This window comes from Mesorhizobium sp. M6A.T.Ce.TU.016.01.1.1 (genome assembly GCF_003997065.1).
GTDB classification, from domain to species: Bacteria; Pseudomonadota; Alphaproteobacteria; order Rhizobiales; family Rhizobiaceae; genus Mesorhizobium; species Mesorhizobium mediterraneum.
This window is the reverse complement of the sequence record NZ_RZTJ01000031.1, coordinates 13,569-34,566: the sequence shown is the minus strand read 5'-3', so window position 1 is coordinate 34,566 and position 20,998 is coordinate 13,569. Positions and strand designations below refer to the sequence as shown.

The window sequence follows — 20,998 nt, the reverse complement described above, 5'->3', positions numbered from 1 at the left end:
CGTCAATAGTCGTCCTCGTCGACTTCGGCCGGCTCGGGCCGGCGCACCGGCCGCTCGGACGGATCGCGGCCGACCTCGCTCTTCAGCGTCATCAGGTCGATGAAATGGTCCGCCTGGCGGCGCAGATCGTCGGAAATCATCGGCGGCTGTGAAGCCATGGTGGAGACGATCGAGACCTTGCGCCCGCGCCGCTGCAGCGCCTCGACCAGCGTGCGGAAATCGCCGTCGCCGGAAAAGATGACATAGTGGTCGACGACATCGGCAAGTTCCAGCGCATCGACCGTCAGCTCGATGTCCATATTGCCCTTGATCTTGCGGCGGCCGGTCGAGTCGGTGAACTCCTTGGCCGGCTTGGTCACCACCTTGAAGCCGTTATAGTCGAGCCAGTCGATCAGCGGCCGGATCGAGGAATATTCCTGATCCTCGACCAGCGCGGTGTAGTAGTAAGCACGCAGCAGGTAGCCGCGCTTCTGGAAGCTCGACAAAAGCTTGCGGTAGTCGATGTCGAAGCCGAGCGCGCGCGACGTGGCGTAAAGATTGGCACCGTCGATGAAAAGAGCGATTTTTTCACGAGGGTCGAACATGGAAAATATTCCTTTTCGAAAATAAGCGGCCGTCTAAATGCGCGTGACTATCGGTCGGCTTGAAAATAACCGGCTGACCTTCGTCATTCGAGATAACGCCGGTTTTACGGCAATCCAAGGGTATGATGCTGCATAGCAAGCAATTGTGATCGGTGCCGTATCGTCGCAGGCTGCGTGCGGCCAGACCTCGCCTTGGCCGGCCCCGGACTTGGCCCCGGACTGATATTGCCAAAAAGCTTGTATTTTGGCGGCGTTCAGGTTATGGACCGCGCCTGTTTTCCATTAAATCCAGGCATGAAAGGGGCAGCTCATGGCCCGCGTAACCGTTGAAGATTGCATCGACAAGGTCGACAACCGCTTCGAGCTCGTGCTCCTGGCCGGCCACCGTGCCCGTCAGATCAGCCAGGGCGCGCAGATCACCGTTCCTCGCGACAACGACAAGAATCCGGTCATCGCGCTGCGCGAGATCGCCGAAGAGACGCTGTCGCCCGACGATCTCAAGGAAGACCTGATCCACTCGCTGCAGAAGCATGTCGAGGTCGATGAGCCGGAAGCCGATGGCGAGGCGATCGCCGACCAGACCGGTGCCGCCGCTGTGGCTACCGATGCCGACGACACCGAGGACAACATCACCTTCGACCGCATGACCGAGGAAGACCTCCTGGCCGGCATCGAAGGTCTGGTACCGCCGGAAAAAAGCGACGATTATTAATCGTCGCAACGACTGCCGACACTTTCGCGTCGGCGGTTTCGTGGTTATCTATGACATGCGCCGTACGCCAGTGCGGCGCATGATTCATTTCAGCACTGCGAGATCCCGCCCATGATGCGTCAGTATGAGCTTGTCGAGCGCGTCCAGCGCTACAAGCCTGACGTCAACGAGGCGCTGCTCAACAAGGCCTATGTCTACGCCATGCAGAAGCATGGCCACCAGAAGCGTGCCTCCGGCGACCCTTATTTCTCGCATCCGCTCGAAGTCGCCGCCATCCTCACCGAAATGCACATGGATGAGGCGACCATCGCGGTTGCCCTGCTGCACGACACGATCGAGGACACCACGGCGACCAGGGCCGAGATCGACGAGCTGTTCGGTCCGGAAATGGGCAAGCTGGTCGAAGGCCTGACCAAGCTGAAGAAACTCGACCTCGTCTCCAAGAAGGCCGAGCAGGCGGAAAACCTGCGTAAGCTCTTGCTGGCGATCTCGGAAGACGTTCGCGTGCTGCTGGTCAAGCTTGCCGACCGCTTGCACAACATGCGCACGCTCGACCATGTGCCTGAAGCCAAGCGCCTGCGCATCGCCGAGGAAACGATGGATATCTATGCGCCGCTGGCCGGGCGCATGGGCATGCAAGGCATGCGCGAGGAGCTCGAGGAGATCGCCTTCCGCTTCATCAATCCGGAAGCCTACCGCGCTGTCACCGCGCGGCTCGCCGAGATCTTCGAGCGCAACAAGGATGTGCTGTCCGAGATCGAGAAGGCGCTGTCCACGCTGTTCGAGAAATATGCCATCAAGGCCGAGGTCAAGAGTCGCCAGAAGAAGCCGTGGTCGGTGTTCCGCAAGATGGAGGCCAAGGCGCTGTCCTTCGAGCAGCTGTCCGACATTTTCGGCTTTCGCGTCGTCGTCGATACCGTCGAGGACTGCTACCGGGCGCTCGGCGCTATTCACACGACATGGTCGATGGTGCCCGGCCGCTTCAAGGACTACATCTCGACGCCGAAGCAGAACGACTACCGTTCAATTCACACCACAATCGTCGGACCGTCGCGCCAGCGTGTCGAACTGCAGATCCGCACCTACCAGATGAACAAGATCGCCGAATATGGCGTTGCCGCACATTCGATCTACAAGGACAGCGGCGGCAAGGTGAACGGCACCGCCCATGCGATCTCGAAGGAGACCAACGCCTATGCCTGGCTGCGGCGCACCATCGAGCAGCTTGCCGAGGGCGACAATCCCGAAGACTTCCTCGAAAACACCAAGCTGGAGCTGTTCCAGGACCAGGTTTTCTGCTTCACGCCCAAGGGCATGCTGATCGCGCTGCCGCGCGGCGCCACGCCGATCGATTTCGCCTACGCCGTGCACACCGATGTCGGCGACACCTGCGTTGGCGCCAAGGTCAATGGCCGCATCATGCCGCTGATGACCGAGCTGAAGAATGGCGATGAAGTCGAGATCATCCGCTCCAAGGCGCAGGTGCCGCCGGCGGCGTGGGAATCGGTCGTCGTCACCGGCAAGGCGCGCTCGGCGATCCGCCGCGCCACCAAGAATGCCATCCGCAAGCAGTATTCGGGTCTCGGCATCCGCATACTGGAACGCGCCTTCGAGCGGTCCGGGAAGACCTTTACCAAGGAGAGCCTGAAGTCGGTGCTGCATCGGCTGGCGCGCAAGGACATCGAGGATGTGCTGGCTTCGGTCGGCCGCGGCGAACTTGCTTCCACCGATGTCATGAAAGCGGTGTTTCCCGACTACAAGGACGAGCGCGTCACGCTGGCCGCGCCCAAGCAGCGCGAGGAGGGCTGGTCGAAGATCCGCAACGCCGCCGGAATGCTGTTCCAGATTCCGGGACGCGCGGCACGCAAGGATAAGGACCAGCCAAGGGACGGCGCCGTGCCGATCCGTGGCGTGCGCGGCGACCTGCCGGTGCGCTTCGCGCCGGAAGGTGCTGTGCCCGGCGACCGCATCGTCGGCATCGTGCAGCCGGGAACCGGCATCACGATCTATCCGATCCAGTCGCCGGCGCTGCAGGCTTTCGACGACCAGCCCGAACGATGGATCGACGTGCGCTGGGACATAGACGAGCGCACCAAGGAGCGGTTTCCGGCGCGAGTCTCGGTCACCGCCATCAACGCGCCGGGCTCGCTGGCCGACATCGCGCAGGTCGTTGCATCCAACGATGCCAACATCCATACATTGTCGATGGTGCGCACCGCGCCTGATTTCACTGAAATGCTGATTGATCTCGAAGTCTGGGATCTGAAGCACCTGAACCGGCTGCTGTCGCAGCTCAAGGACAATTCGAGCGTCAGCGATGCAAGGCGCGTGAACGGCTAAAAATCACTAGCGTGCTGGAGACAAGCGTGTTGGAGACAGGGCAGAGATGAACACCGACGAAGTGCTGGGCATTTTCCGTGAAGCCGGTGCCGTTTTAGAAGGGCATTTCATCCTGACGTCGGGTTTGCGAAGCCCGGTCTTCCTGCAGAAGGCACGGGTCTTCATGCATGCCGACAAGACCGAGCGCCTGTGCAAGGCGCTGGCCGAAAAGATCCGCGCAGCTGTGTCCGGCAAGATCGACTATGTCGTCGGCCCGGCGATCGGCGGGCTGATCCCGGCCTACGAGACTTCGCGCCATCTTGGCGCACCGGCGATCTGGGTCGAGCGGGAAGGGGGCCAGTTCAGGCTCCGCCGCTTCGAGATCGCCAACGGTTCGCGCGTCGTCATCGTCGAGGACATCGTCACCACCGGACTGTCGATCCGCGAGACCATCGATTGCCTGCGCGCGCTTGGCGCCGAGGTCGTTGCCGCCGCCTGCATCATCGACCGCTCGGCCGGCAAGACCGATGTCGGCGTGCCGTTGATTGCGCTCGCCGAATATGAGGTTCCGGCCTATCCAGCCGACAGCCTGCCGCCCGAGCTCGCCGCCATTCCGGCGATCAAGCCGGGCAGCCGCAACATATAACGGAGGCGCTGCCGTGATCGCCGGCATCGATCATTTCGTGCTGACGGTTCGCTCCGTCGATGACACCTGCGCCTTTTATCAGCGCGTGCTCGGGTTCAGGCGTCTCGACACACCGAACCTGCCGACGGCACTGCTTTTCGGAACGCAGAAGATCAACGTGCATGAGGCAGGCCGCACATTCGAGCCGAAGGCCAAGGCGCCGACTCCGGGCTCGGCGGATTTCTGCTTGGTCGCCGCCCGCCCGCTCTCCGAGATCTGCGCCAGTCTGCAGGCCAATGGCATTGCCATTGAAGTCGGGCCGGTCGAGCGGATCGGCGCTCGCGGCCCGATGATGTCGGTCTATTTCCGCGACCCGGACGGCAACCTCGTCGAGGTCAGCGACTATGGGCTGTAGATAGCTTGCGGGTTGCTGCTGATCTCCGCGCCGAACTCGCCTCCTCAAATCCGCCGCGATTGTACTGTGTTCGAAACGGCGAAACGCCGGCGCCGCAAGGTCGCTGCAAGCGGGCGCCCGACGAGCTCCGGTTGTTCTGCGGCCGGCGTATCGCTATATCAAGGTCGTTGTTGCCTTTCGACGGCCGCAAAGCGCAAGATGTGGCTGTCACGCCCGGCCCGGGATGGTCAGAGCGGCAGCTTTGGATATCAGGAACAGGAACAGAGTGCTTTTTCGACGCCGCAAGCCTGATGGTTTTCTCGAGCGGATGCGTACCTATCTGTGGCCACGCCGCTCTTTCTCGCGTTCGCTGCGGTATTTTTCCAAGCGCATCCTGCGGCTGAAGGCTACCCCGCACGCCGTGGCCGCCGGTGTCGCGGCGGGCGTGTTCGCATCGTTCTTTCCGCTCGGCTTTCACTTCATCATCGCCTTCGCCGTCTCTTGGCTGATCGCCGGGAATCTGGTCGCGGCAGCGCTCGGCACGGCTGTCGGCAATCCGCTGACCTTCCCGCTGCTGTGGGGCGCGTCCTGGGAGACCGGCAAGCTGGTCCTGCACGAGCGCCTGCCGGCGCATGGGCCGCCCGCGCATCTCGGCGAGATGCTGCACAATCTTTCGTTTTCGCAATTGTGGGGACCGGTGCTGAAACCGATGACCGTCGGCGCCGTGCCGCTTGGCCTGATCTTCGGCCTCTTGTTCTACGGCATCACGCGCTGGGGCATGGCCACCTTCCGCGAACAGCGGCGCTTGCGCCTGGCGGACAGAGCTGGAACGGCCGGACGGGAAGTTCCGGCCGAATGATCATTGGCATCGGCAGCGACCTGATCGATATTAGACGCATCGAAAAATCGCTGGAGCGTCATGGCCAGCGCTTTATCCAGCGCATCTACACCGAGGTCGAACAGGCCCGCTCCGAAAATCGCGGCGCCCGCGCCGCCTCCTATGCCAAGCGCTTCGCCGCCAAGGAAGCCTGCGCCAAGGCGCTGGGCACCGGTATGGCGCAAGGGGTGTTCTGGCGCGACATGGGCGTCGTCAATCTCGCCAGCGGCAAGCCGACCATAGCGTTGACTGGCGGGGCGGCGGCGCAACTGGACAAAATCCTGCCTGAAGGGCACAGAGCGGCAATCCACCTCACCATCACCGACGACTTTCCGCTTGCTCAAGCCTTTGTGATCATCGAGGCGTTGCCCGTCGAAGAAGCGCCATATTGATTGCATCTGACCACCGGCATGACGTTGCCCAGCGCGCGCCGAGACTCTATACCAACCAACGCATAATCGAGGACGACATGAGCGTGGCTGAAAAATCCCAGAAGAAATCCGGCGGGCTTGGCGAAACCGTCAGCGTCATCGTCCAGGCGCTTTTGCTCGCTCTGGTCATCCGCACGCTCCTTTTTCAGCCATTTTCGATTCCGTCCGGATCGATGCGGCCGACCTTGCTCGAAGGCGACTATCTCTTCGTCACCAAATGGTCCTATGGCTTTTCCCGCTATTCGCTGCCGTTCGGGCCGGATCTCTTTTCGGGCCGCATCTGGGGCGCCGAGCCGAAGCGCGGCGACGTGGCGGTGTTCAAGTTCCCGCCGGACCCCTCCGTCGACTACATCAAGCGCGTCATTGGCCTGCCGGGGGACAAGATCCAGGTCAGGGATGGCCAGCTCTTCATCAACGGCGTCGGCGTGCCGCGCCAGAAGGTCGGGCAGATCGACAATCGCGACATCACCGAGGAGAGCGGGCCGGTCGACGTCTATCGTGAGACTTTGCCGAACGGCGTCAGCTATGACACGCTCGACCTGACGCCGAACTCGATCGGCGACAACACCCGCGAATTCGACGTGCCGCCCGGCCACTATTTTATGATGGGCGACAACAGGGACAATTCCTCGGACAGCCGCTTCACCGTCGGTTTTGTGCCCGACGAGAACCTGGTCGGCCGCGCCAACCTCATCTTCTTCTCGATCGGTGGCAGCGCCAGCCCGCTCGAAATCTGGAAATGGCCGTCGCTGATGCGCGCGTCGCGCCTGCTCCATTTCGTCAATTAGGATCATGGCCGCGACAAAACGGTTGACCGCGGACGCGCTCGCCAAAGCGCTCATGGAGCGCACAGGCCACGCCTTTGCCGACCACCAGCGCTTGCAGCGTGCGCTGACCCATGCCAGCGCCCGCAGCAGCCATGCCGGCATCGACTATGAGCGTTTCGAATTCCTGGGTGACCGCGTCCTCGGCCTGGTCGTCGCCGACATGCTGCTGGCGGCGTATCCGGACGCTGCCGAGGGTGAGCTTTCGCTCAGGCTCAATGCGCTGGTCAATGCCGAGGCGCTGGCGGAGATCGCCGAGGAGATCGGCCTGCCGGAGCTGATCCGTGCCGGCTCGGACGTGCGCGGCCTCGACGGACGCAAGCGCGTCAATCTACGCGCCGATGCGCTGGAATCGCTGATCGCCGTGCTCTATCTCGACGGCGGGCTGGAGGCAGCCAGCGCCTTCATCCACAAATACTGGCGGCCGCGCTCGCAGGCCATAGGTGCCGCCCGCCGCGATGCCAAGACCGAACTGCAGGAATGGGCGCATCAGGCGGCAGGCGCCGTGCCGGTCTACATAATTGACAGCCGCGAGGGACCGGACCACGATCCGCTGTTCACCATCAGCGTCAAGGTCGGCGCCTATCCGCCGGCGACCGGCAGTGGGCGCTCCAAGCGCGAGGCCGAGCAGGCCGCCGCCACCGCACTGCTGTTGCGCGAAGGCATCTGGCTAAATAAGGGGAGCGCGGCATGACCGCCACCGACGACGTCCCGCCGGCAACAGAAGCCGCCGTCACACACTCCGGCTTCGTCGCGCTGATCGGCGCGCCCAATGCGGGAAAATCGACGCTGGTCAACCAGCTGGTCGGCGCCAAGGTGTCGATCGTCACCCACAAGGTGCAGACGACGCGCGCCATCGTGCGCGGCATCGCCATCCACAACAACGCACAGATAGTTTTCGTCGACACGCCGGGCATTTTCAAGCCGAAGCGGCGATTGGACACGGCAATGGTGACGACCGCCTGGGGCGGCGCCAAGGACGCCGATATCGTGCTGTTGCTGATCGACGCCGAGCGCGGCATCAGGGGCGACGCCGACGCCATCCTCGAACGGCTGAAGGATGTCCGCCAGCCGATGGTGCTGATCCTCAACAAGGTCGACCGGGTCAAGCCCGAGGCGCTGCTGGCCCTGTCCGCGGCAGCCAACGAAAAGGTGCCCTTCAAGCGCACCTTCATGGTCTCGGCGCTAACTGGGTCGGGCTGCAAGGACCTGCTCGACTATCTCTCGGAAACCCTGCCTGCCGGCCCCTGGTATTACCCGGAAGACCAGATCTCCGATCTGCCGATGCGACAGCTGGCGGCCGAGATCACCCGCGAAAAGCTCTATCTCAGGCTGCATCAGGAACTGCCCTATTCTTCCCACATCGAAACCGAGAAATGGGAAGAGAAGAAGGACGGCTCGGTGCGCATCGACCAGACCATCTATGTCGAGCGTGACAGCCAGAAGAAGATCGTCCTCGGCCACAAGGGCGAGACGATCCGTGCCATCGGCCAGGCGGCACGCATGGAGATATCAGGTATCCTCGAACAGAAGGTGCACCTTTTCCTGTTCGTCAAGGTGCGCGAGAACTGGGGCGACGACCCCGAGCGCTACCGCGAAATGGGGCTGGAGTTTCCGCATTAGAGCATGTTCCCGAAAAGTGGGAACCGGTTTTCGAAAAAGATCATGCTCAAGCAAGAAGTCACTATCGACACAGCTCTGGTGAGCCGGCTGGTCGCCACCCAATTTCCCCGCTGGAAGGATCTTGCCGTCAGGCCGGTTGCATCAGGCGGATGGGACAACAGGACCTTTCATCTCGGAGACGATATGCTCGTGAGGCTGCCGAGCGCGGCGGCCTATTCCTTGCAAGTGGAAAAGGAACATCGCTGGTTGCCACGGCTTGCGCCTCTTCTGCCGCTGCCTATCCCGGTTCCCCTGGCGATGGGAACCCCGGCCGACAACTATCCCTGGCATTGGTCCGTCTACCGCTGGATCGAAGGCCGCAATTCGCGGCCAGCCTGGCCCAGTTCCTGGTCGCCCTGCAACGGATCGATCCCGCCGGCGGACCGGCGCCAGGGCAGCACAACTTTTTTCGAGGCGGACCACTGAGCGTCTATGACGGTGAAACCCGGCAAGCCATTGCAGCCCTCGGCGGCAAGATTGACATACGTGCCGCGAGCACGGTGTGGGAAGCGGCGCTTGCCGCGACTTGGCACGGCGCGCCCGTCTGGTTCCACGGTGACGTCAGTTGGGGAAACCTGTTGGTCAGGCAAGGCAGCTTGAGCGCCGTGATCGACTTCGGGACTTCCGGCGTGGGCGATCCCTCGTGCGATTTGGCGATTGCGTGGACACTCTTCGAAGGGAAAAGCCGAGAGGTGTTTCGCGCGGGTCTTCAGGCCGATGAGGCAACCTGGGCGCGAGGCCGTGGTTGGGCGCTATGGAAAGCGCTGATCACGGTCGCTGGACATATAGACATCAATCCAGTCGAGGTTGAAAAGTCGCGACGCGTGATCGATGAAGTGCTTGCCGACCACCAGCGCGCGGACGGCTGAAAGCCTAATCTTGATTTCGCCACCGAAGCGGTGACAAGCTCCGTTCATGGAATGGCGCGACGAGGGAATCATTCTCGGCACCCGCAAGCATGGCGAAACCAGTGCCATTCTTGAGGTCATGACGCGTGCGCATGGCCGCCACCTCGGCCTCGTGCGCGGTGGCCGCTCGCGCAAGCAACAGCCCGTTCTGCAGCCCGGCAACCGTGTCGACCTTTTGTGGCGGGCGCGGCTTGACGAGCATCTCGGCACCTTCCAGGCCGAGGCCATCGAGATGAATGCCGCCCGTCTCATCGACAGCGCCGTCGCCATCTATGGGCTGCAGACCATGGCCGCGCATCTGCGCCTATTGCCCGAGCGCGACGCCCATGGCGGCCTCTACGAGACGCTGGCCGTGATGATCGCCCACCTCGACGATGCGGATGTCGCCGGCGAGCTGGTGGCGCGCTTCGAGCTGCTGGTTCTCGACGAGCTCGGTTTCGGCCTCGATCTCAGCCAGTGTGCCGCGACCGGCACCAGGCAGAACCTTGCCTATGTCTCGCCGAAATCCGGGCGTGCCGTGTCGCGCGCGGCAGGCGCGCCATGGCGCGATAAGATGCTGGTGCTCCCCGCCTTCCTGCAGCGCGGCTCCGGCCTGCGCGCCGATCCGGCGGCGATCGAGGACGCCTTCCGACTGACCGGCTTCTTTTTTACCCGCCATGTCTACGAGCCGCGCGGCATAGAGGCTCCCGGCGCCCGCGCCGGCTTCCTCGCCGCCTTGCGCAAGCACCACGCGCCCGGCAAGACCCTGATCGAAGAACCCGCCGCCGGAGAAATCACCAGATGAGCGAAGTGGAGCTCTATCCCGGCCGGGTCTCGCCGCTCGGCCTCGGCACCATTCCGCACGGCGACATTCTCGAGTATACCGGCCTGGAATTGCTCCAGCGCATCATCGACAACAAATACCCGGCGCCGCCGATTTCCTTCCAGCTCAGTTTCGACCTGACCGAAGTGTCGGAAGGACGTGCGGTGTTCCGCGGCATGCCGAACGAGCGCTATCTCAACCCGCTGGGTGGGGTGCATGGCGGCTGGGCCGCGACGCTGCTGGATTCGGCTCTTGCCTGTGCGGTGCAAACGCTGCTCGACAAGGGCGAGGCCTATACGACGGCGGAGTTCAAGGTGAACCTGACACGGCCGATCACGCCGAGGACCGGCGAAGTGGTGTGCGAGGGCAGGGTGGTGCACAAGGGCCGCACCCTAGCGGTCTCGGAAGCGACGCTGAAGGATGCCAACGGCAAGCTGCTGGCTTTCGGCACCGAAACATGCTCGATCTTTCCGGCCGCCAATCTGGCGGCGCGCTGACCCGGCCGGCCGTCTGGCCGCCGCATTTGTCAGTAATTACTGGCCTGGTTTGGGGGAACCGCCATGTTCGAAAGCCTGATCGGCCTAGTCGCGATCATCGCGCTGTTCGTCATTATCTCGCGCCAGCAGAGCCGCATCGGCCTGATCGAGCGCGAGCTTGGTGCGCTGCGCAGCCTCGTGCTTTCGGGCGCGCATGTGGCCCCGCCGCAGCCCAAGCCGGTAGAACCGGCCGCAAACGACAGCAAGCCAGCGGGCGCGGCAGTTGCGGCAGTGACCGAAATTGCCCCGCCATCGGCGGGCGAGGCTGAGGGAAAGCCGTCCACAGAGGTTGAAGCCGGCGAGACTGCATCCGGACCGTGGGCTGCGGGCGAAGCGGCGCCGTCTGGATCTGCACCTGCGCAACCGGCCGCAGCGACGGCGAAAGCGGCTCAAAATCCCGACATTGAAACGGCGCTCGGCACCCGCTGGGCAGTCTGGGTCGGCGGCATCGCGCTGGCGCTGGGTGGCTTGTTCCTGATCCGCTACACCATTGAGGCGGGTATCTTCGGTCCCGGCGTGCGGCTGAGCATGGCAGCAATGCTCGGGCTGGTGCTGGTTGCCGTCGGCGAGTTCATCCGCCGTACCGGCTTCAGGGTGCCGGTGCAGGGCGTCGCCGGCGCCTACATTCCGGCGATCCTGACGGCGGCCGGTGCTTTCATCCTGTTCGGCACGGTTTATGCCGCGCATGGCGTTTACGGCTTCATCGGGCCGGCGCTTGCTTTCACGCTACTCGGCGCCATCGGTGTGGCGACCATCGCAGCCGCCCTCATCCACGGCCAGGCGCTGGCCGGCATCGGCCTGCTCGGCGCGGTGGTGACGCCGATGCTGGTCGCCTCGCAGGCGCCCAATCCCTGGGCGCTGTTCGGCTATCTCGCGATCGTGCTGGCCGCCACCGGCGTCATCGCACGCCTGCGCGACTGGAAATTGCTGATGGCGGCAGCGTTCGTCGGCACCGGCCTCTGGACCGTTCTTTACATGACCGATGCGCCGGGCACTAACCTGCCTGTCATCCTCTTTATCAATGCGGTGACCCTGGCCGTGCTTGCCTTCGTCTGGCTCGGCCGTCGCGGTGGCGAAGCTGAACCCGCCGGGGGCTTCGACTGGCCGTCGATTGCACCGGGCTTCTTCGTCGGCCTTTCGGCGATGGCGCTGTTCGTCGACCCGGCATACGCTGCCAGCGATGCTCTGCCGGGAGCAGCCCTTATCACAGCCCTGGTCGCGGTGGCGCTCTATAGGCCGCTGGCGCTGGCGCTTCTGCATGCCGCAGGGCTGGCGACGGTGCTGGTCTATCTCGGCATCATTCCGCCAACCTCGATTGCTTCAGACCTTTCCGGCGGCCTGGGTGTCGATGGTCTGACGGCGGCAATATCCGATACGCTGATGCTCAGGATCGGCATCGCACTCGGGCTTGTCTTCATCGGTGCCGGCTTCTGGGCGGCGCGCAGATTTGCAGCATCGGCTCACATCCGCGCCGCCTCATGGGCGGCATGGGGCGTTATCGCACCGCTGGTCATTTTGTTGGCGCTCTGGTTCACTTTCGGCAATCTCGACCGCGATCTTGCCTACGCGGCGGTAGCAGCCCTTCTGGTCGTGGTCTTCGCCGTCGGCGGCGAGTGGATCGCGCGCGGTGAAGAGCCGCCGCTGCAGGGCGGGGCGGCCGTCTCGTTCGCGCTTGGCGGAGCAGCAGTCGCCGCCTTGCTGATGCTCTACATGGCCTTTGGATCCGGCTGGACCACCATCCTTCTGGGTGCCGCGGCCATCTTGCCGGCACTGGCCACCCGCTGGCGCGCCTATCCGGTGCTCGGCTGGATTTCGGTTGGCGCGGTCATCGCGGTGCTCGGCCGTGTCGCCTTCGATCCGACAATCGTCGGCGCCGAATTCCTGTCGACGACGCCGGTGTTCAACTGGCTGCTGCCGGGATACGGCGTGCCGGCGCTCGCCTTCGGCTTTGCCGCCTGGCAACTCGCTCGCACCACCAATGGCCGGCCGCGCCTCGCCATGGAAGCGGGCGCCGCGCTGTTTGCGCTGCTCACAGTTGCCATTCTGGTGCGCCATGCCATGCATGGCGGCGTCATCGACACAGGGGCTGCGACGCTCGCCGAACAGGCGATCTACACGTTGATCGCCATCGGCGCCGGCGCCATCCTGGTCGCCATCGACATGCGCTCGCCAAGCTCGGTGCTGCGCTATGGTTCGCTTGCCGCGGGCGTGGTCTCGGTCGCCTTCATCGTCGTCCAGCATTTCCTGGCGCTGAACCCACTGTTCACGGACGAATCAACCGGCCGGATCCCGGTGTTCAACCTGCTGTTCCTTGCCTATGTCTTGCCGGCCGTCGCCGCCGGGGGGCTCGCGCTCTATGGCAGAGACAAGCGGCCAAAATGGTACGCCGCGATGCTGGCGCTGGTGGCGGCACTGCTTGCCTTCGTCTATGCGACGCTGTCGGTGAGGCGACTGTTCAAGGGCGAATTCATCGGCCTGTGGAGCGGCCTCGGCCAGCTCGAAACCTACACCTATTCCGCACTGTGGCTGATCATCGGCGTGGCGCTGCTCACCGCCGGCGTCTGGCTGAAGTCGCAGGTGCTGCGCGTCGCGTCGGCCGCGCTGATCTCGGTCGCCGTGCTGAAAGTCTTCCTCTTCGACATGTCGGAGCTCGAAGGCGTGCTGAGGGCGCTGTCCTTTATCGGCCTCGGCGCGGTGCTGATCGGTATCGGCCTGTTCTACCAGCGGCTGCTGACGCGCGCGGCCAAATCCGAGCCCGGATAGTATTCAGGCCAGATCGGTTTGCAAAAAATCATTGCCCTTGTAGAGCAGGGGTACCCGGTAGGCCTTGGCACATGCATAGCTGAAGCAGTCGCCGAAGTTCAGCTTGGCGGGATGGCCGACATATCGACCGTAGTCGCGGGCGGCTTTGACTGCGAGTTCGCGAATGGCGGTATCCAGCGGAACTTCCACGGCCTTGAGTTCGGCCAGGAAGCCAATGACAATCGTTTGGCATTGATCGATCAAAGCAGGCGGTGTCGCGGCTTGATCGCCGCTTTCAGCTACAGATTTTCTGCGGGCTATCCCCAGGATCGCTTCAAACGCGGAACTCGGCGAGAAATAAAGCGTCTCGGCAGTTTCAATCCTTCTCAGCAGACGATCCGCATCTGCCTCTCTCAAAATCAGCGCAATAATGGCGGAAGCATCAAGAAACATCGGGTTCCCCCCAGGCCTCGTCCATGAATTTCTTCATATCGAAGGTGGGGTCATCGGGACCAAGTGCGCTCGCGGCATCCTGATATTTTTTGATACGCTCTCTCAGCGGAAGGACAGAGTTCGCTCGTTCAAGCTCGCGCTTGAGAGCGATCCGCACTGCTTCAGTCTTCGTGGGGGCCTTGATGGCGGACTGTAACTGACGAGCCAGGGCGTCGACCTCATTATCGCGGATGTACAGAGACATATCAATTTCCCCGAACGTATATTCCAAGTCGAATATACCAAATATATGACTTTGAATATACATCCTTTAGGATGCGTTTTCAATCTCAGGCTTCTCATTCATGGCGTGCGGCGCCTTGACAGGTTGGCCTAGCCCGGCCGGGAATAAACCGGTCCGCGCCAGCGTTATTGCATTGCTTGGGTGACCGGGGCGGCGGACCGCTTCGCGCCGGCCACTTGCGCCGCGCCGTGAAGGCGCGTTCAATCGGGATGAACAAGGCACCTCAGAACCAGCGGTCATGGACGCAAAGAAGGCAGCAATCCTTGGCGAAATACCGCGTCTGCGCCGTTATGCGCGCTCTCTGTTGCGCGACCGCGATTCCGCCGACGACCTGGTTCAGGACTGTCTCGAACGGGCGCTTGTGCGGCTCGACAATTGGCAGACTGGAGAAAGCCCCAGGAGGTGGCTGTTTACGATCATGCATCATTTGTTCATCGACCAGATGCGTAAGGTGAACCGGCGCGGCGAGGGAGCGATGCTGCCGCTGGAAGCGGGCGAGGCGCAGGCAGCGCCTGCCGAGCAGGTGGAGAGCATCGCGTCACGCGAGATTATCGACGCATTGCAGGCGATCAGCCCCGACCGGCGCGCAGCACTCGTCATGGTCGCCATCGAAGGCTTTTCCTATGCCGAGGCCGCCAACATCCTCGGCGTGCCGGCCGGCACGCTGATGTCGCGCATCGCGCGCGGCCGTGATGAGTTGCGCGGGCTGTTGGATGACGCCGCGCGTCGCCGGGCGATAAGGATCGTCGAGAAATGACCCGGCGCGATTTCTCCGAACGCGACATCCACATGGCCCTCGACGGCGAGTTGCCGGTTGACGAGCACGTGGCTTATGATGCTTGGCTCGATGCCAATCCCGAAATGAAGGCGAGGGGCGCCCGCTATGTCGCCGACCGCGCAGCGCTGCGCGCCGCCTTCGCCGGCGTGCTCGACGAGCCGGTGCCGGCGCGGTTGCAGAAGGTCGTGTTCGGTGAGGCGCCGGTCAAGGCGGCAGTATCGCGCTCGCGCTGGTGGCTTGCGGCCGCCGCAGCCGCGGTGCTGGCCATTGGCGGTGTTGGCGGTTACGTCGCAGGCATCGGCCATTTTGGTCTGGAAGACCCGGCCAAGGACCAACTCGCAGAGCAGGCGATCGCAGCCCATGTCATCTATGCCGCCGAAAAACGGCATGCGGTGGAAGTGCCCGCCAGCGACAAGGATCATCTGCAGACCTGGTTGTCCAATAGGGTCGGCCTGAAGCTGGTCGCACCGGATCTGGCGGCGGAAGGATTCCAGCTCGTCGGTGGCCGGCTGCTGCCTGCAGGCGAGAACAAGGCCGCGATGCTGCTTTATGAAGACGAGAAGGGCGAGCGCATCTCGCTGTTCGTCACGGCTGAATCGGCCGAGAAGGCCAAGGGCACTTATGGGTCGGAAGAAGGCGGCCCCGAGGCGATTTACTGGCTGGACAAGGGCTATGGCTGCGCCGTCGTCGGCTCGCTGCCGCGCGCGCAGATGACTGCGGTGGCGAAGAGCGCCTACAGCCAGCTTCTGGCCGGGCTGGCCAGCTGAACCGCGCCTGTTTTCCGAAGCTGACGCCACGGTCAAAACAGAGATCCTCTTCAAGCCTTTGCACTGATCTACAGGGCCACGTGCCCTCATGCGCCGGGCTGAAACTGTCACAATTCGGCCCGAATCGAGGTGCGATAGCGCTTGACGGATGCTGGCGCTTCGGCTGGTGTTATCAACGTTTCGACCAGGGCCTTCTCCACAACCCAATCGAGGTTTTCCGAGCCCGCATGCCTGCCGAGATTCGCACGGCCCGCGCGTCCGACGTCGATGACCTCGCCGTCATCGAGAAGGCTGTTTTTGCGACCGACCGCATTTCCCGCCGCTCCTTTCGCCAGTTGATCGAACGCGAAAGCGCCGAGCTGCTGGTCGCCGAAAACGACGGCCGCGTCGCCGGCTATGCGGTCGTGCTGTTCCGCAAAGGCAGCGGCGTCGCGCGGCTATATTCCATCGCCATCGGCCCTTTTTTCGGCGGGCTCGGCATTGGCCGCATGCTGTTGGCATCGGCGGAAGAGACCGCCTTCAAGCACGACCGCATGATGCTGCGCCTCGAGGTGCGCGAGGACAACGGCCGAGCCATCCGCATCTATGAGCAGAGCGGCTACCGCAAGATCGGCCGCGAACCGGGCTATTACGAGGACGGCGCCACGGCGCTGCGCTACGAAAAGACCTTGCGTGGCGACATTCCGGTCGCCACCAAGGTGCCGTTCTATCAGCAGACCTGCGAATTCACCTGCGGCCCATGCTGCCTGATGATGGCGATGGCCAATTTCGATCCCGGCTTCGTGCCCGATCCGGTCATGGAGATCCGCTTGTGGCGCGAGGCGACCACTGTTTTCATGATGTCGGGGCCGGGCGGCTGCGAGCCGTTCGGTCTCGCCGTTGCCGGTCACGAAAGCGGGCTCTCTGCCGAGATATATGTATCCTTCCATGGCGCGCTGTTCCTGCAGTCGGTGCGCAGCCAAGAAAAGCGCCGGGTCATGGAACTGGCGCAGGTCGACTTTCGCCGGCGCGCGGAACGTTACGGCATCCCGGTGAATTACCGTCCATTCGCCATCGACGATATCCGCACCGCGATCGCAGAAGGAAAACTGGTGTTGGTCCTGATCAGCGGCTTCCTGATGTTCGGCAAGAAGGTTCCGCACTGGGTGCTGGCCATCGGCGACGACGGCGACCATATCCTGATCCACGATCCCTGGGTCGAGGACGAGAGACAGGAGACCATCCTTGATGCCGCCAACATTCCCGTGCCTTACGGCATCTTCATGAACATGGCGCAGTTCGGCCGCGACGGATTGCGTGCCGCCATCACCCTCGGAAAGCGCGACAGACAATGACCTGGGTCATCCTTACCGGCAGGCAGAACGATCTCGATCAGGTGGCGACACCGCACAAGATCATCACCAACCGCGATTATCTTGCGCATCCGGCGCTGTTTCGCGGCCAGCGGCCGAAGGTCATCAACCTGTCGAACAATTACGGCTACCAGAGCCGCGGCTACTATGCCTCGCTGCTCGCCGGCTCGCGCGGCCACAAGGTGATCCCGACGGTCGAGACGATGATCGACCTGTCCGAGCGCAAGCTCTACGAGCATGCGCTACCGGAGCTGGAGTTGGCGCTGAACAAATGCCGCAAGGATCTGGGCGGCGCCTTTCCGCAAAAAGTCTGCATCTTCTTCGGCATCGGCCCGTCGAGGATATGGGATCGCTTCGCCAAGCTTCTGTTCGACTGGTTCCGAGCGCCGGCGCTGGAAGTCCACATCACCGACAGCGCCGAATGGGCGTCGATCCGCAAGATCGGCTTCCATCCGCTGGCCAGGATGACCGAGGAGGAAGAAAAGCGCTTCCTTCAGTGCCTCGAGACCTACACCAACCGCGAATGGCGCGACACCAAGGGCCGCACGCCGGCGCGCTACACCTTCGCCACGCTGGTCGATCCGCATGAGGAACTGCCGCCGTCGGAGATTTCGTCGCTGCGCTATTGGGCCAGGATCGCCGAAAAGATGGGCGTCGAAATCGAGCCGATTACCAAGAAGGATCTGGCCAAGCTCGCCAATTACGACGCACTGTTCATCCGCGAGACCACCTCGATCTCCAACCATACCTACCGTTTCGCCCGCCGCGCCCAGCAGGAGGGTATGCCGGTCATCGACGATCCGCTGTCGATGATCCGCTGCACCAACAAGGTCTATCTCAACGAGTTGATGACCTACAACAAGGTGCCGGTGCCGCCGACGGTGATGATCGCCGGCACGTCCGACCTTGAGGTGGCGGCGCAGACGCTGGGTTTCCCGCTGGTGCTGAAGATCCCGGACTCGTCGTTTTCGCGCGGCGTCAAGAAATGCGCCACCTTCGAGGAGCTGAAGACGCTTGCCACCGAATGGCTGGAGGATTCTGACCTTCTGATCGCACAGAAATTCATTCCGACTGAATATGACTGGCGCGTCGGCGTGCTCGGCGGCCAGCCGCTGTTTGCCGTGCACTATCTGATGGCCAAGAAGCACTGGCAGATTGTCAACCACAAGGCCAATGGCAAGCCCGACCAAGGCGGCATCAAGACCTTCACTCTGAAGGAAGCGCCGGCCCATGTCGTGGAGACGGCGGTGAAGGCGGCGCGCTGCATTGGCGATGGCCTCTACGGCGTCGACCTCAAGGAGACCAAAGACGGTGTCTTCGTCATCGAGGTCAATGACAATCCCAACCTTGACCATGGCTGGGAGGATTCCGGCGAAAAAGATGAGGTCTGGGTGCGGCTGACGCAGTGGTTCCTGGAGCGACTCGACCGGCCGGGGCGGTAGACTTACCGCTCGCACCGTTCACGGGCGCAAATGAGGGGGGCGGTTTGTTCAGATATATTTACCTGATAGTTTGGTCGACTGTCCTGATGCTATATGTTAGGGTAGTGATTTCGGATGTTATTTTCTATTCGCGCATAGGTTGGGATTTTGGTCGGGATAACCCGCTTAAGGAAAGTAACGAATTTTATTGGGGAGAAGGAAAAGATCCATTTCACAGAATTGGAAATAAAAAACTAGAGTTTTGGTATTTCACCCGTTGATAACTGCGTTCCTTTCGACTGTGCTCTACGTGCTAATTTTTCTATTTTAGATTACAATTTACGTCCGGCCTGTCGCACTCAGCCTGATTGCCTGATCCCTGCGCGCGACTCCAGCAAGCGAGCGAAATCCGCCGCCTTCGACGGTATGCCTATCAGGTAACCTTGGGCCTCGACGCAGCCTTCCTTTCTCAGGAACTCAAGTTGCGCTTCGGTTTCGACGCCTTCGGCGGTGACGGTCGTTCCAAGCTGCGCACCGAGCCCGATGACCGTGCGCACGATCGCGGCCGTGTCGCGGTTGTCGATGTCGCGGATAAAGGAGCGGTCGATCTTGATCTTGTCGACCGGGAAGCGGCGGAGATAGCCGAGCGACGAATACCCGATGCCGAAATCGTCCAGCGCGATACGGACGCCGAGATCGCGCAACTGCCTGAGCGTCTTGAGCACTGTATCGCTCTCGTCCATCAGCACTGTTTCGGTGATTTCCAGTTCAAGCCGATTGGCCGGCACGCCGGAAAATGCCAGCGCGGAGATGACGCTGCGGGCAAAGGTGCCGCTTTTGATCTGCACAGCCGAGACATTGACCGCGATACGCAGCCCATGCGGCCAGCCCGCCGCAACCGTGCAGGCTTTCCTCAGCGCCCATTCTCCCAGCGGCACGATCAGCCCAATCTCTTCGGCGACCGGAATGAAGTCGTCTGGCGGCACCAAGCCGCGTGCCGGCGAGTGCCACCGCATCAGGGCTTCGGCGCCGACGATTTCGCCGGAGGCGATGTTCATGATGGGTTGGAAATCGAGCTCGAATTCCCGCCGTCGCAGCGCTGCCTCCAGATCGGTTTCGAGCGCGCGTCGTGCCCGCACCATCGCATCCATGCCGGGCTCGAAGAAACGATAGACGTTGCGTCCTTCGCTCTTCGCCCTGTAGAGGGCCATGTCGGCGTTTTTCAGCAGCGTGTCCGCATCCCTGCCGTCATCGGGGGAAAGGGCGATGCCCACGCTGATGCCGACATGCATGTCGCGGCTTTTGTCGCGAAAGGGTTTTCCGATGATGTCGACGATGCGTTTTGCCAGTTTTTCCGCATCGCCAGCACCTTTGGGATTGAACTGGATGATGACGAACTCGTCGCCTCCGAAACGAGCGACCACATCCGTTTCGTTGCGTAGGCAACGTTGCAGCCGCTCGGCCACGCATTTCAGCAGCCAGTCGCCCGCCGGGTGCCCCCAGGTGTCGTTGACGGCCTTGAAGCGGTCGAGGTCCAGAGAGAATATCGCCAGGTCCGTGGCCTCGCCCAAGGCCTGGTCGAGCCGTTCGCGGAACATCGAGCGATTGGGCAGGTTGGTCAGGGTGTCGTGATGCGCAAGGTGGGTCATACGCTCTTCGACGCGCCTGCGCTCGGTGACGTCGTCGAATGTTGCGACCCAGCCGCCGCCACTCATCGGCTGCCGTACCACCAAAAGGGTCCTGCCATCGGCAAGATGGCGGTAGGTCGACCGCATTTCCCCGGCTTGAAGGCAGGCTGCGGTTTTCGAGATTTCGCCGTCGATATCGATTTCTGCATAGATACCCAGGCGGGCGAGCTGCTCGAGCGCGTCGCGGTGGCTCATGCCAAGCGGAAAATCGGCCGGCGTCACGTGGTAGAGTTCCAGGAAACGTTCGTTGCGGACGATCAGCCTGCCGTCGGCATCATACATCAAAAGGCCTTGCGACATGTTGGCCAGTGCTGCGTCGAAGCGGCGGTGCTGCTCCTTCAGCTCCTGCTCGGCACGCCGTTGCTCGGTAATGTCCTCATAGATCGACACCCAGCCACCCGAAGCCAGCGGCCGGTGCGAGATGTTGATAATGCGGCCATCCGACAGCGTTTCTTCGTAGGTCGAGGGTTTCGCCCGGTCGATGTAGGGCTTGCGGATGGCGTAGAGTTCTTCGGCGCTGTGCGAGGCGACACCGATGTCGACGCTGTGCTGAAGGATGTCGAAAAACCGGATGCCGGGCTGCACGATCTCGGCGTTGAGGCAGAAGATGCTGATATAATTGCCGTTGCAGATGATCATGCGCTCGTCGGCATCGAACATGCACAAGCCATGCGACATGTTCTCGACGGCGGCCGAAAAACGATCATTCTGCTTACGCAGTTCGTCCTCTATCCGCGGCAGGCCTACGCCTTCGGCCCTCCGTCCGCGGACGGGCGAACCAGCCTTGACATGAGCGACGGACATGAGGCGTGCCTGCAGACCGTGATCGAACAAGGCACT

General features: G+C 62.5%; 20 protein-coding genes and 1 pseudogene. 17 read left to right on the top strand and 4 right to left on the bottom strand.

Annotation, left to right across the window (positions count from 1 at the left end; translation table 11 throughout):
- Nucleotides 1-2: 2 nt before the first annotated feature.
- On the bottom strand, nucleotides 3-584 hold the full coding sequence (locus EOC94_RS30785) for an NYN domain-containing protein (RefSeq protein ID WP_095483134.1): 582 nt from the start codon (nucleotides 582-584) through the stop codon (nucleotides 3-5).
- Nucleotides 585-894: 310 nt separating this feature from the next.
- Between EOC94_RS30785 and rpoZ the strand changes: the two genes are divergently transcribed.
- The 13 genes and pseudogenes from rpoZ (at nucleotide 895) to EOC94_RS30720 (ending at nucleotide 13,437) form a co-directional block, all read left to right on the top strand.
- Nucleotides 895-1,296, top strand: a complete 402-nt coding sequence (gene rpoZ, locus EOC94_RS30780; protein WP_095483135.1) for a DNA-directed RNA polymerase subunit omega — start codon at nucleotides 895-897, stop codon at nucleotides 1,294-1,296.
- Between the two features lie 111 nt (nucleotides 1,297-1,407).
- Nucleotides 1,408-3,636: a bifunctional (p)ppGpp synthetase/guanosine-3',5'-bis(diphosphate) 3'-pyrophosphohydrolase gene (locus EOC94_RS30775; RefSeq protein WP_127295276.1), complete on the top strand. Its 2,229-nt coding sequence runs from the start codon at nucleotides 1,408-1,410 to the stop codon at nucleotides 3,634-3,636.
- A gap of 46 nt (nucleotides 3,637-3,682) precedes the next feature.
- Nucleotides 3,683-4,261, top strand: coding sequence for an orotate phosphoribosyltransferase (pyrE, locus tag EOC94_RS30770; protein ID WP_126107175.1), 579 nt, complete (start codon nucleotides 3,683-3,685; stop codon nucleotides 4,259-4,261).
- 13 nt (nucleotides 4,262-4,274) lie between these two features.
- On the top strand, nucleotides 4,275-4,655 hold the full coding sequence (locus EOC94_RS30765) for a VOC family protein (RefSeq protein ID WP_245465692.1): 381 nt from the start codon (nucleotides 4,275-4,277) through the stop codon (nucleotides 4,653-4,655).
- Between the two features lie 265 nt (nucleotides 4,656-4,920).
- Nucleotides 4,921-5,493 (top strand): DUF2062 domain-containing protein, encoded by a 573-nt coding sequence (locus tag EOC94_RS30760; protein WP_127295274.1) that lies wholly within the window; start codon nucleotides 4,921-4,923, stop codon nucleotides 5,491-5,493.
- Nucleotides 5,490-5,903: a holo-ACP synthase gene (acpS, locus tag EOC94_RS30755; RefSeq protein ID WP_029354476.1), complete on the top strand. Its 414-nt coding sequence runs from the start codon at nucleotides 5,490-5,492 to the stop codon at nucleotides 5,901-5,903. Before EOC94_RS30760 ends, acpS begins: the two co-directional genes overlap by 4 nt.
- 77 nt (nucleotides 5,904-5,980) lie before the next feature.
- On the top strand, nucleotides 5,981-6,730 hold the full coding sequence (gene lepB / locus EOC94_RS30750) for a signal peptidase I (RefSeq protein ID WP_126107172.1): 750 nt from the start codon (nucleotides 5,981-5,983) through the stop codon (nucleotides 6,728-6,730).
- A gap of 4 nt (nucleotides 6,731-6,734) precedes the next feature.
- Nucleotides 6,735-7,460: a ribonuclease III gene (gene rnc, locus EOC94_RS30745; protein WP_095483141.1), complete on the top strand. Its 726-nt coding sequence runs from the start codon at nucleotides 6,735-6,737 to the stop codon at nucleotides 7,458-7,460.
- Nucleotides 7,457-8,389: a GTPase Era gene (gene era, locus EOC94_RS30740; RefSeq protein ID WP_095483142.1), complete on the top strand. Its 933-nt coding sequence runs from the start codon at nucleotides 7,457-7,459 to the stop codon at nucleotides 8,387-8,389. Before rnc ends, era begins: the two co-directional genes overlap by 4 nt.
- A 42-nt stretch (nucleotides 8,390-8,431) precedes the next feature.
- Nucleotides 8,432-9,297: pseudogene (locus tag EOC94_RS30735) on the top strand (aminoglycoside phosphotransferase family protein).
- A 46-nt stretch (nucleotides 9,298-9,343) separates the two neighbouring features.
- Complete coding sequence (gene recO / locus EOC94_RS30730) at nucleotides 9,344-10,120, top strand: DNA repair protein RecO (protein WP_126107169.1); 777 nt, start codon at nucleotides 9,344-9,346, stop codon at nucleotides 10,118-10,120.
- Nucleotides 10,117-10,635 (top strand): PaaI family thioesterase, encoded by a 519-nt coding sequence (locus tag EOC94_RS30725; RefSeq protein WP_095483144.1) that lies wholly within the window; start codon nucleotides 10,117-10,119, stop codon nucleotides 10,633-10,635. Before recO ends, EOC94_RS30725 begins: the two co-directional genes overlap by 4 nt.
- 63 nt (nucleotides 10,636-10,698) lie before the next feature.
- Complete coding sequence (locus EOC94_RS30720) at nucleotides 10,699-13,437, top strand: DUF2339 domain-containing protein (RefSeq protein WP_127295273.1); 2,739 nt, start codon at nucleotides 10,699-10,701, stop codon at nucleotides 13,435-13,437.
- A gap of 3 nt (nucleotides 13,438-13,440) precedes the next feature.
- On the opposite strand, the gene EOC94_RS30715 is transcribed toward EOC94_RS30720, so the two are convergent.
- Together EOC94_RS30715 and EOC94_RS30710 are read right to left on the bottom strand one after the other, a co-directional pair.
- Entirely contained in the window at nucleotides 13,441-13,869 is a 429-nt protein-coding gene (locus tag EOC94_RS30715; RefSeq protein WP_127295271.1) for a type II toxin-antitoxin system VapC family toxin, read from the bottom strand.
- Nucleotides 13,859-14,113 (bottom strand): type II toxin-antitoxin system VapB family antitoxin, encoded by a 255-nt coding sequence (locus EOC94_RS30710; protein WP_127295269.1) that lies wholly within the window; start codon nucleotides 14,111-14,113, stop codon nucleotides 13,859-13,861. The genes EOC94_RS30715 and EOC94_RS30710 overlap by 11 nt, the downstream gene beginning before the upstream one ends.
- A 277-nt stretch (nucleotides 14,114-14,390) precedes the next feature.
- Here EOC94_RS30710 and EOC94_RS30705 point away from each other — a divergent pair, with 277 nt between their 5' ends.
- The 4 genes from EOC94_RS30705 (at nucleotide 14,391) to EOC94_RS30690 (ending at nucleotide 18,491) form a co-directional block, all read left to right on the top strand.
- The gene (locus tag EOC94_RS30705) at nucleotides 14,391-14,909 is read left to right on the top strand and encodes an RNA polymerase sigma factor (protein WP_095483148.1); all 519 of its coding nucleotides are present in this window, start codon (nucleotides 14,391-14,393) and stop codon (nucleotides 14,907-14,909) included.
- Entirely contained in the window at nucleotides 14,906-15,697 is a 792-nt protein-coding gene (locus tag EOC94_RS30700) for an anti-sigma factor (RefSeq protein WP_127295267.1), read from the top strand. Before EOC94_RS30705 ends, EOC94_RS30700 begins: the two co-directional genes overlap by 4 nt.
- Before the next feature lie 227 nt (nucleotides 15,698-15,924).
- Complete coding sequence (locus tag EOC94_RS30695) at nucleotides 15,925-17,031, top strand: peptidase C39 family protein (RefSeq protein WP_127295265.1); 1,107 nt, start codon at nucleotides 15,925-15,927, stop codon at nucleotides 17,029-17,031.
- Complete coding sequence (locus EOC94_RS30690; protein WP_127295263.1) at nucleotides 17,028-18,491, top strand: RimK family protein; 1,464 nt, start codon at nucleotides 17,028-17,030, stop codon at nucleotides 18,489-18,491. The genes EOC94_RS30695 and EOC94_RS30690 overlap by 4 nt, the downstream gene beginning before the upstream one ends.
- A 338-nt stretch (nucleotides 18,492-18,829) precedes the next feature.
- Here the strand turns inward: EOC94_RS30690 and EOC94_RS30685 are convergent, their stop codons facing one another.
- Nucleotides 18,830-20,962 carry an EAL domain-containing protein gene (locus tag EOC94_RS30685; protein ID WP_127295261.1) on the bottom strand — a complete coding sequence of 711 codons (2,133 nt, stop codon included), beginning with the start codon at nucleotides 20,960-20,962 and terminating at the stop codon, nucleotides 18,830-18,832.
- Nucleotides 20,963-20,998: the final 36 nt, after the last annotated feature.